The following is a 12,076-nucleotide window of genomic DNA, read 5'->3' as shown; positions in this document are numbered from 1 at the left end:
CAATACCTTATTTATTTTTCAATAAACCAATTAAAAGTAAGATTAAAGATTTAGCTATACTAAGTGGCATAATAGGTATAGTACTGATTTGGATTACTACAACTCATCATTTAATAGCTGACACAGAAACTCACATGGAGTGGTTTACTCATACGAGTGGTGAATTTTATAAACATGTAATCGACTTATTCTGGGGGGCTCCTATATTTTCACCTGAGCTATGGATTCATAAATTACGTGGTGATGAAACAGATGTTATTAGTATGGACTACTATAATTACTGGTGGCAATACTTAATGATCTTTGTTATAACAGGTTTAATAATATTTTCATTAATAAAAAATTATAAAAATAAGTATGTCCAGATCCTATTCCTAATATTAATTTATAATATATTTATTCACATAATAATAAAGTATGACTTGGATGAACCGTTTATGTTTGGAGCATATTGGGTTTATACCGTTCCGTTATTATTAGGCTGGTTGTACAAGTCATTCTCTAAACAGAAACTTTTTGCCTATTTTCTTTAATAAAAGCGTTGAAGTATTCAATAAAGTGAGCGAGGATTATATTAAAAGAATATAGGAAATAACAAGGTCTGAGATTATAAATAAAATAAGATGGCATCAAAGTCAAAACCATACAGTTATTATAATCAGTGCTTCTATATCAAATTGGATAAAGCCTTGGGCAAAAACGATGGGTATTGAAAAAGTTTTAGCAACAGAAATTGCTACTATCGACGGTTTAATAGTGGGAATTTTTAGTACTGCAAACTGCTATGGACAAGAGAAAGTGAATCGTCTTTTAGAGGAATTTCCTAACAGAGTTGAGTATATACTTATGCATATGGGGATAGTGCCGGAGATAAAGAGTTATTAGCTTTATCAGACTATCTAACTTTTGTTAGCTAAACTATAAGATCACTTAATATATATTCGAAATAGCTATTCTATCTTTCTAACTATCATCCAGATGAAGATACTTTTTATTATAGAGGTCTCTCTAATTGTTTTTCATAAAGGATACTTAAAAGAGTATTTTATATAAAATTATTATTTTAAAGTGTACCAAGAATCTATTGTGTCTAAGTTTAGGTTTTATGTCAAATTACCAGAGAGGTCAAGGCTGAAAATGCATTTTAATTAATTGATAATAATTGTGTTGCCTTCTGTTATTCTATATTAAATAAAAACTCACGTAGATATATGATAATAGGTGTTTTTATAAGATGAAAAATCTTTTATCTATATATAAGAAGGGCAAAATTGTCTCTTTTAGAATTTTGGTTAATTAGATAAATTACATCAAAATTAACATGTTTATGTAGTTATTCTTTAATTTAATTTATCTTTGCCAATAAAATAATAACACCAAAAGATCAGATTTATCAATAATAATATTATAAAGAACTAACATATTTTTTTCATTTATTGCACTAACTAACAGACTCTAGCTATATGAGACAATCTGCATATATGATGGTGAAATCTTACAAAAAAAATGTAAATAAACTGTAATACGACAAAAGTTGAAAGTTTCATTATAATCTCATTTATTTTATATGAGCTTCCCAATAATTTAGAAAACAGCAAGATCTCTCAGTTTTAATTGAGAGTATCCAGTTTTCTTATACTTTTCTGCAATAGCAAAAACTAAAAATTAATATACAAAAATTCTAACTTATTATGACAAAAAAAATTCTAACCTTATTATTCAGTGTAATAATATGGGTAATTCCGGCTTACGGACAATTAAGTAAAAATATCACAGTAAATACTCCTGGGACATTAGATAGCCAGCTTGGGGCAGATAAAACAAAGGTTACAGATCTCGTTTTAACAGGTACAATTAATGATGTTGATTTTGCAACGATTAAGCAAATGTCTTCATTAAAGAATATTGATATGTCTACTGTTAATATTTCAAACGGAACTATTCCGGGTGGAGCTTTTCAGGGTAAAGTAATGACTAAGATTACATTTCCTGTTAATTTGAAAATTCTAGGCGCCAATGCATTTGCCGGATCCTCTTTTTCTGAACTTGATTTCTCGAAATGCCTGGCATTGGAAGAAATAGGATACACTTGCTTCGCTGGACTAAAAACAACAACAGGAATACTTGATTTCTCGAAGAATACTTTATTAACTCGATTTATAAGATTGAACTTAGGAATTGGTCCAGGAACTTTTACAAATTATTCCGGTCATGTTATTCTTCCTCAGAATCTATTAGCATTACCTGCCAGTATATTTTTAAATTTTACGGGAACAATAGAATTACCCTCTGCTTTAGAACGTATTGAAAGCTCTGCTTTTCAGGGAGCTACATTAAAGACTACATTAATGTTGCCATCAAGTCTAAAGATAATTGGTAATGGGGTTTTTTCTGGTATGTCGGTTCCTAATCTGGATTTTTCGAGATGTCAGTCTCTAGAAGAACTAGGCTCCACTTGTTTTGCTGGACTAAAAACAGATACTGGAATACTTGATTTTTCAAAAAATACTTCATTGACACGATTTATAAGAATAAATTCAGGAATTGGTCCAGGAACCTTTACAAATCACTCCGGTCATGTCATTCTTCCTCAGAATCTATTAACATTACCTGCCAGTATATTTTTAAATTTTACGGGAACAATAGAATTACCCTCTGCTTTAGAACGTATTGAAGGCTCTGCTTTTCAGGGAGCTACATTAAAGACTACATTAATGTTGCCATCAAGTCTAAAGATAATTAGTAATGGGGGTTTTTCTGGTATGTCGGTTCCTAATCTGGATTTTTCGAGATGTCAATCTCTAGAAGAACTAGGCTCCACTTGTTTTGCTGGACTAAAAACAGATACTGGAATACTTGATTTTTCAAAAAATACTTTATTGACACGATTTATAAGAACAAATTCAGGAATTGGTCCGGGAACCTTTACAAATCACTCCGGTCATGTCATTCTTCCTCAGAACCTATTAATATTACCAGCCAGTACATTTCTGAATTTTACAGGAACAATAGAATTACCCTCAGGTCTAGAACGTATTGAAGGTTCAGCTTTTCAAGGAGCTATACTTAAAGACACATTAATACTTTCCTCCAGCTTGGATATAATCAAAAATAGTGCTTTTCAAAACACTATTGCACCTGCTTTGAACTTTTTTTCCTGTGTAAATTTAAAGAATATTGGCCGTAATGCTTTTGCTTCTTGTATGGTACCTGAGCTGGATTTTAGTCAATGTATATCACTTAAAAACTTTGAAGTTGAGAGCTTTATATCATCTACAAGCAAAGTGATTTTGCCTTCTAACCTGATTAATATACCAAGTGGTACCTTTCAAAATTTTCGGGGAAGCGTAATCTTCCCTCCTGTTCTGGAAACTATTGGTGAATCAGCTTTTGCAAACTCGGTATTAACTAAAGGGATTGTCTTTCCAAACAGTTTAAAGACTATCGGCACAAAAGCCTTTTACAATAGCACAATTCCAAGCGTAAGCTTTGAACAAATGGATCCAGGACAATCTGGAGTGTCTTGTTTTTAATCTCCGAAGAAACTTTTCTTTATAAAAACAAACTAATGGAAATTAAAAATAAGCAAACAATATGAATTCAAAATATATCACTATTGTATTATGTCTGCTATGGGGTATTCTCCCACTACAATCGCAGACTAATACTAAAAAACAACCTTCGCTAGAAGAGATCGGTACAAGTGCATTTCAGGGAGCGGTTATCGGACAAGGAATTGTTCTTCCGGCTTCTTTAAAAAGTATTGGCAATAATGCATTTCAAAATGCAACGATCCCCTGCATGAATTTTACTAAATGTTTAAATCTTGAGCAAATAAACCCCAATGCTTTTAATAGCACAACATTGACAAAGGCTAATGTTCTGGATTTCTCCAACAGCAGTAAGCTCCGCTGTTACATAAGTGGCACACAAAGCGGATCCAGTTTTGCCAACTTTAATGGAGAAGTAATTTTACCGCGAGAAGTAGTCATGGCTTTACACAAAAATTCATTGAAAACCATAGCAGAAAGTGCTTTTGAGAATAGTACAATAGGTAGTATTGACTTTATGGGATGTGCAAATCTTGAAGAGATTAGTGGTAGTGCTTTTCGTAATATGAAATTAATAGGACAGGCAACTGTCGATCTGTCAGTTATGGTTAAACTTGCTACAATAGGAAATACAGCTTTCCAAAAAAGTAATCTGACCAAACTTATATTACCTAGTGCTTTAAAGAACATTGGTAACAACACTTTCTCGGATTGTTCCAATTTAGCTTCAATAATTAGCTACAATAGCACACCTCCGGCATTAGGAACTACTGTTTTTAATGGAGTAGACACAGAGGTTTGTAAATTATTGGTTCTCGAAACTGCCACTACTCGATATGCAAAAACTGCCCAATGGGAAGATTTTTTCAGAATATTAGCAATTGGTTCCGAACCTGTATATCCTGACCCTTCTGCTCCGATAGCACCTATCGAACCACTTGATCCCTCTGAGGAATACTGTGAAAATGCAATAGATATTATTGAGTTCACCTATGATGCTTCAGGGAATAGGATCCGAAAAGAAATACTACTGACCACAACCCGGTCTGTGGAATCCTCGCAGGAATCACAACAATTCATGGATGAAGTAGCAAATCAGTCAATTATTATCTATCCTAACCCGACCAGAGGACAATTGATGGTTGAAATTGTCAATCAAAATGATATGATATCCGGTAGTTTAACCATACTAAGCCTTAATGGCAAAATGATTCTAAACAAAGCAGTCAATCAAAACCAAATTAATCTGGATATCAGCAATGAACCTGCAGGAGCATATGTTTTGCATATCAATATCAATGGTAAAACAAGCACCTGGAAAATTATTAAACAATAAAAAATGATGAGACAATATATATCAAAACTTTTTCTAATTTGCATATTGGGCTCTGCCTTTTTAGAGGGAATATATTCACAAACTACCCCTAAAGATTTTACAGGCTTAAACATAGATAGCACTATCGTATTTAAGACTAACAGTACAACCAGTACAACAATAGAAATAAATGAAACTAAATCTTCCCAATTAAATAATATCCGATCTTATAGGGATGAACTTCATCCTCAAATTCCTACTTTTTACAATATAGACAAGGGCAAGGTTGTTGGAGAAATTCCCTTTACGACAAGCATAAGCCCAATTGGAGCATTATCGATAAACGTACCTATTGATTTGTACTCAGAGCCTAAAGGATTCACACCTCAGATAGGATTTTCTTATAGTAGTCAGGCAGGTAATGGACCTGTAGGTATAGGATGGAATATCTCAGGGTTATCTCTTATTTCAAGAGGAAATAAATCCTTTTATTATGACGGAAAAGTGGAAGGTGCAATAGCCAAAGATAAAACAAGTGCATTATTTTTAGATGGAATGCGTTTAATAAAATTAAGTGAGGCTAACTCGAAAATTATTTATCAATCCGAGCAGGGAAATATAAAGATTATAGGTTACCTCAATGCAAATAGTGAACTGACTTATTTTGATGTATTTTATCCGGATGGAAAACAAGCAGTCTATGGGTTTGCGGGTAAATCTATCGGTGAAGATTTGTTTTACCCTATTACAAAAATGGTTGATAAAACAGGTAATGTCATTAATTACTATTACGATAACCCGTCCAACTATTACCGCATCCAAGAAATAACTTATGGTCTAGCGCAGCAAGCTTCTGTTAAATTTAATTATACCAATACAAGAGATGATTACTTCAGTCTGTTCATCAGTGGAAAAGAGCTCAACTATGGATATCTGCTTGAATCAATAACGCCTAAGTATCTCGATACAGAGCTGAAATCATATACTTTAACTTATGGTGAAAGCGGAAATACTTCCGTGCTGAAGAGCATATCCTGCTCTACGGTGAGCGACTCGTATAATCCTATAATCTTTTATTACGGAGATAACACCCAAAAAGCCGAATTTAAGCAAGACAGTACCCAACTGATGCATTATTATAATTTTAAGGATCCTGCAACTTTACGTTTCTCAAAAGGAAAATTTGATTATGGTACAGACGATGACGGTATAATAACACTACCCAATAAAGCCAGTTATTCACATTATTCGAAGGATGCAGGTCTTTTTAATCACTCAGAAAATAAAATTGTTAATCAATATGGGGATGATGAAACAATTATTGTTACTACCGGTTTAGCCGGTAATTGGGGTGACTATAATCCCGAAATAAAGACAGAGTCTGGATTTGTAGATATTTTCTGTGTGGATGTGGACGAATTTCCAGGAGAAGAAATCGTAAAAGTAAACAATACGGTATCAGAAGATAAAGATAGAATTGATTTTCATGTGTATACAGCTAACTTATATTCGGGAATTGCTGAAAAATATACACGTACTTTCGATTTTAATATCTTGCTGGAAGATCATAGTAATAACAAAAGCATTACTCCTAAATTTTATTACACAGGGGATTTTAACGGAGATGGTAAAATGGAAGTATTGGCAGTCTCTGTATCTGATGTAATGGGTATGAATGGAACTACAAGTTGTTCTCTTTTTGATTTGGATGGCAATAAAAAACTCTTTGAAGGAAAAAGTCCGTTTGAATATAATGTTCAATTTATAAAATACAATGACAAAGGAAAGGTATTAATTGATGGTGAAGAAGCCTATACTAACTCAGAAAAGCTATATGCAATTGATTATGACGGAGACGGAAAAACAGATTTATGTCTGATTAATGATGCCGGAATTCATGTATATACTTTCGAGGTAAATGGTTCGAATTATGAACTGAAATTGATAAATAGTTCCACCCATTTAAAAAATGGAAATCTTGTAAATAAGGATGTACTCTTGGGTGACTTTAATGGTGATGGAAAAACAGACTATTTAATCTCTCCTGCTAAAGCATCAGGGTCTAGAGATTGGGAAATATATTCATCTAAGGGAGATGGAACTTTTGAATTTACAGCTTTAATTATTACAGGGAAACGTCCTGAATCCCGTTTCATAACACAAGATATGAACGGAGATGGACATACTGACTTGGTAGAAGTGTATGATTATAATACCCAAAGTCATCTGTCCGTTTATTTCATTGCTGATAATAAGTACAAAGATTCCCGGCAAATCGGTTTTCCCGAGCAAACAGCCTTAATTCCTACCAATATCCAGAGTCGCAACTATTATAGCCAATTGGTCGCACTTAAAAATGGCAAAGCCTTCAAAATTTCATACCATATTAATCAATCTAAGAATAGATTGCTGACAGGTATTGTAAATAGTTTTGGTACAGTTACAAAAATAGGATATCAGCAGCTTAATGAAGACAGATATGGGTTACTTTATGAAAAAGGGTATGGTGCCAAATTTCCATACTATAATTATAATGGAGGCTATACAGTTGTAAGCAATACCGAAAGTTATACTAATAACATTAAAATCGCAGATACGTATTACGAATATAAAAATGCGGTAATACATAAGCAAGGTCTTGGTTTCAGAGGGTTTGAGCAAATAACAGAAAACGATTTTTTAAGAAATAGATCAGCGGTTCAAACTTTTGATCCTATAAGTTTTGGAATTATTAAATCAATTGATTCTCCGACCTCTTTAGTCAGTAATGATTACTCTATTGAGGTGGCATCTAATAAAGTTGTTCAACTACTATTGACCGATAAAAAAGTTAAAGACAAACTAAACGATATTACTACAAGTTCTTCTTATGAGTATGATTTGTATGGTAATTTGATTGTCGAAAACATTAGTTATGGAGAAGGGATTACAACACGAAGAAGTAATAAACTGAAAAATATTGATAATGGAACTGTCTATCTATTAGGATTACCCGAAGAACAAATATTAGTAAACACACGTGATGGAGCATCGATAAGTCGAAAAACAAGCATTATTTATAATTCTAATTATTTACCGACGTCTAAAATAAGTTATTACAATAATAACCAAGTATCGGAAGAAAGCTTTGTTTATGATACTGCTTTAAATCTGAAAGAGTCCAAATCAAAAAGTTACTCGTCGTCCAATTGGTTAACAGATAAATATGACTATGATTCGTACGGGAGAGTAATTCGAAAAACGGATCCGTTAAACCTCTATATAGATTATGGTTATGACAATAAGGGACTATTGGAAACCACCAAAAGTCATAAAGGACATGAGACTAAATACACCTATGATACATGGGGTAGAAATACTTCTGTATCTTATCCCGATGGAACAGTTGAATCTACAAATTTGAAATGGACAGATTCTCCGGCAGGAGCTGTGATTATTTCTACGACAACATCTACCGGACAGCCAGACATACAAACTTATTTTGATTCACAGGGCAGAGAAATAAGAAATGGGCAGAAACGATTTGATGGAGTCTACCTCTATACCGATAATGTATACGATAATCTGGGGCGTCTTGAGAAAAGTTCACAGCCTTTTAGAGGAACGAATCCTACTCATTGGAATACTTATGAATACGATTCTTATGACAGAATAAAGGTACTTAATTACGCTTCCGGAAAAAAAGATATCTATACATACGCTAAATTACAAACCAGATCGGATATTGATGGAGTAGCTTCTATCAAAACTTACGATGCAAGCGGCGAAGTTATAAGCATAGAGGATGCCGCAGGAACTATTGTATATAAATACCGTCCTGATGGACAACCCATATCTATAATTGCTACCGGAGATGTTGAGACTTCTTTTGAGTATGATAAATACGGACGACAAACTGCAATACATGATCCCAGTGCAGGAACAAAAAGGTTTGAGTTTGATGCTGCCGGTAATATCAATAAGGAGACTGACGCAAGAGATAAAGTAACCAAGATGGTTTATGATTCATATAACCGACTGACGATAAAAGAGGTTGTAGGTGAACTTACTAGCACTTATACTTTCAATGGAGACGGATTACTTGAAAGTGAATTCAGCAATAATGGTATATCGGTTGCTTATGTTTACGACGAACTGTTTAGACTGAAAACCCAAAAAGAAACCGTTCTCGATGATAAATGGTTACAAAAAATATATGCCTATAATGGAGGTAATCTTTCATCTGTAAATTATAATTCTTCGCAATCGGGAGATATTACAACTCTGACCTATATATATGCAAACGGTCATAATACAGAGATAAAGCTTCATGACGAAACTTCAATTTGGAAACTGACCGGGGAAAATAACCTGGGAATGTCTGTCTCAGCTACTACAGGAGTATTATCACGAACCTATGGATATGACAGTTTTGGTCTGCCTACATCGAGGGTGATAAAAAATGGTACTACTATTATCCAGGATTTCAGCTATAATTTTGATTCTCAAACGGGGAATCTGAATTGGAGAAAGGATAATACCAGAAATTTGCGTGAAAGCTTTAGTTACGATAGGTTAAATCGTCTAGCAGTTTTTGGAGATAAGAAAATGGGGTATGATGAAAAAGGAAATATCACTTATTTTCCGAATGTCGGTCAGTTTAAATACAATTCCCCCAAGCCTTATGCCCTTACAACAATTGCCGGTTGTCAGCAAGGAGATCTTGATGGATTACAAAATTATCGCAGGGGGCAAACCGTCACTTATACCAATATGATGCGACCTTTATCCATTCAAGAAAACGGGAAGGTAACGACTTTTACTTACAATGGAAATGGTGATAGGGTGAAAATGTTAACGCAACGGGGAGATACAACTGAACTGGAACGTTATTATATTGGCGGAGAGTATGAAATTGATAAAACTATTGCCGGAACAGAGGAAAGGTTGTATCTTAGTGGAGATGCATATTCAGCAGCGGCTGTGTATGTTAAGCAAGGCACAGGGGCATGGCAGGTGCAGTATATAGGACGTGATTATTTAGGTAGTATTACCCATGTGATAGATGCCACGGGAGCTGTAAAACAAGAACTGAGTTATGACTCGTGGGGACGCCTTAGAAATCCTGTAAATCAGATTGTTTATCCAATAGGCAACGAGATAATCCCAGTTCTGGGAAATAGAGGTTATACCGGACATGAGCATTTGCTTGAATATGGGTTGATAAACATGAATGCCCGATTGTACGATCCGGTTGTAGGAAGATTCTTATCTCCTGATCCGTATGTGCAGGCTCCTGATTTTAGCCAAAGTTTTAACCGGTATTCGTATTGTTGGAATAATCCGTTAAGATACAATGATCTCACAGGAGAGTGGCTGGGCATTGACGATCTTGTGGCGGGTATTATCGGAGGTGTTGTAAATCTGGGTGTTAATATTTGGCAAGGAAACATACATGGAACTCCTTGGCAGATGATAGGACAAGGGGCTGGTGCGTTTTTCGCTGGTGCCGGAGCTGGTGTTCTGGCTTTGTATGGTCCAGCCGGGTGGGCCGCAGGGGGGGCTCTTGTAGGAACTACGAATGCCTGGTTAGGAGGTGCTACAGGTACAGATATTTTAACGGGAGGATTAGTTGGTTCTGTATCCGGATTAGCTGGAGGATTTGCCGGACAGTTTGCCGCTAATACATTAGGAGCAGTTGTTGTCAACGGATTTAAAATAACAAGTCCAGTTGTAAAAGGAGCCATAGGTGGATTTCTTGGAGGAGCCGGAGGTGGTTATGCTGGAGGTTTCACAGCAGGATTTATAATGACTGGGGATCTAGGACAAGCAAATGAAATGGGATTATCAGGAATGAAGTCTGGAGCCGCAATAGGATTAGCTGCTGGGGTTGGTAGTGGATTTAGAACTGCTTATAAGGAAGGTTTAAATCCTTTGAATGGAAAAGAAGTTATAACAAATAGAGCTTCAAGTAATTTTTTGGGACATAATAATTCTGGTGGAAGAAATAACGATCTAGGATTATCCCAACAAAAGGTTTTAGAAAATACAAGAAGGACCTTAATGCAGCAAAGACATAACTTGAAGGCTGGTGATAATACTATTAAAATTAAGATAAATGGTCAAGAATCACTTATAAGGGCAAATGTCCATGCTGGTCAAATAAGGTCTATGAATTTAATGCCTTATAATGGTAATCCAATTCGTTCTACAAATCCAGTGATAAATTTAGGAAGTAAGTCATGGTAATAAAAGATAAAATAATTCCAATCATAGATTCCTCTATAAAGAAAGAAGAATCTATGATTGTTCTTAACTCTATAATAGATTTAATTGATCTAAGTTTTACAGAGTTCGAGTCAACTAGTATAATCATAAGAGGTTGTGTAATTAGGAACTTATCATTACACACGTCTTGGTTCAAACAAGGCTTTCTTTTAGAAGATAATATAATTTTGAATAAAGTTATATTTGAAATGGGAGGGCATAATGATGAACCTATTTGTATAAAAAGTAATGTTTTTAGAGACTTTTTTAGTTTTTTTGATTGTCAATTTAAAGAGTTGCTTATCGTTGAAAACAATATATTTAAACAAGGAACAAACTTATTTTGCAATATGCACACTGAAGGGGATTCTTTTGGTATCAAAATGAGAGTGAATAATAATATTGGAATATTAGATTCAGAAAGAATAGACTGAGCCTTTGTCGGAAGCATCCTATGTCTTACTCTTTAGCATTAGTGTTTGAAATCTCTTTAATTATATTATTCGGATAACATATCCGAATAAATAAGCAATAAATTCTATTTCTCCCAAGTATTGGGGAAAATATGGAATCGACTAAAAAATTATGGCAAAGAGAATCAGTAATACAAAGATCGGGGACATATTTTGTGCACAGAATGGAAATTACAATGTTTATCAAGTAGTAAAACCAATACCTGTTGTGAGGTCAACAATTGCCCCTGCATTTAATCAACTAGGAGGAGGAGGAGGAGGAGGAGGAGGAGGAGGAGGAGCACAATATCAAGTTCCTGTTAATGTAAATACATTATTAAAAAGAGAATTTATTATTAAATTTTAAATAAATGGATATAAATCAATTAAAAGAAAAACTTAATGATTTAGGAATTGATGAAAAAGAATATTCATTAGAGGGAGATTTGCAGCCTAATACCATCATTTTGTATCAAAACTATACTAAATGGGATGTTTTTTATTTAGATGAA

Annotated in this window: 7 protein-coding genes; all 7 read left to right on the top strand. The window is 34.3% G+C overall.

All coding sequences use genetic code 11. The features are described from left to right. Positions 1 to 134 precede the first annotated feature (134 nt). Positions 135 to 533 (top strand): DUF6080 domain-containing protein, encoded by a 399-nt coding sequence (locus IR022_RS20325; RefSeq protein WP_410492802.1) that lies wholly within the window; start codon positions 135 to 137, stop codon positions 531 to 533. 58 nt (positions 534 to 591) lie between these two features. Further along, on the top strand, positions 592 to 885 hold the full coding sequence (locus IR022_RS06230; RefSeq protein WP_194203080.1) for an HAD-IB family phosphatase: 294 nt from the start codon (positions 592 to 594) through the stop codon (positions 883 to 885). 806 nt (positions 886 to 1,691) lie between these two features. Then, on the top strand, positions 1,692 to 3,533 hold the full coding sequence (locus IR022_RS06225; protein ID WP_194203062.1) for a leucine-rich repeat domain-containing protein: 1,842 nt from the start codon (positions 1,692 to 1,694) through the stop codon (positions 3,531 to 3,533). Positions 3,534 to 3,594: 61 nt separating this feature from the next. After that, complete coding sequence (locus tag IR022_RS06220) at positions 3,595 to 4,887, top strand: leucine-rich repeat domain-containing protein (protein ID WP_194203061.1); 1,293 nt, start codon at positions 3,595 to 3,597, stop codon at positions 4,885 to 4,887. A 3-nt stretch (positions 4,888 to 4,890) separates the two neighbouring features. Continuing rightward, positions 4,891 to 11,094, top strand: coding sequence for an FG-GAP-like repeat-containing protein (locus IR022_RS06215; RefSeq protein ID WP_194203060.1), 6,204 nt, complete (start codon positions 4,891 to 4,893; stop codon positions 11,092 to 11,094). After that, positions 11,088 to 11,546: a hypothetical protein gene (locus tag IR022_RS06210; protein ID WP_194203059.1), complete on the top strand. Its 459-nt coding sequence runs from the start codon at positions 11,088 to 11,090 to the stop codon at positions 11,544 to 11,546. The genes IR022_RS06215 and IR022_RS06210 overlap by 7 nt, the downstream gene beginning before the upstream one ends. A gap of 151 nt (positions 11,547 to 11,697) precedes the next feature. Continuing rightward, complete coding sequence (locus IR022_RS06205; RefSeq protein ID WP_194203058.1) at positions 11,698 to 11,931, top strand: glycohydrolase toxin TNT-related protein; 234 nt, start codon at positions 11,698 to 11,700, stop codon at positions 11,929 to 11,931. The last annotated feature ends 145 nt before the right edge of the window (positions 11,932 to 12,076 follow it).

The sequence above is a fragment of the Dysgonomonas sp. GY617 genome, assembly GCF_015233815.1.
Classification (GTDB): Bacteria; Bacteroidota; Bacteroidia; order Bacteroidales; family Dysgonomonadaceae; genus Dysgonomonas_A.
This window is presented reverse-complemented; position numbering and strand designations above follow the sequence as displayed.

What these genes read in the sequence shown, in the direction of transcription:
- IR022_RS06225 (WP_194203062.1), top strand. Translation starts at nt 1,692, where the DNA reads ATGACAAAAAAAATTCTAACCTTATTATTCAGTGTAATAATATGGGTA.
- IR022_RS20325 (WP_410492802.1), top strand. Translation starts at nt 135, where the DNA reads ATGGAGTGGTTTACTCATACGAGTGGTGAATTTTATAAACATGTAATC.
- IR022_RS06205 (WP_194203058.1), top strand. Translation starts at nt 11,698, where the DNA reads ATGGCAAAGAGAATCAGTAATACAAAGATCGGGGACATATTTTGTGCA.
- IR022_RS06220 (WP_194203061.1), top strand. Translation starts at nt 3,595, where the DNA reads ATGAATTCAAAATATATCACTATTGTATTATGTCTGCTATGGGGTATT.
- IR022_RS06215 (WP_194203060.1), top strand. Translation starts at nt 4,891, where the DNA reads ATGATGAGACAATATATATCAAAACTTTTTCTAATTTGCATATTGGGC.
- IR022_RS06210 (WP_194203059.1), top strand. Translation starts at nt 11,088, where the DNA reads ATGGTAATAAAAGATAAAATAATTCCAATCATAGATTCCTCTATAAAG.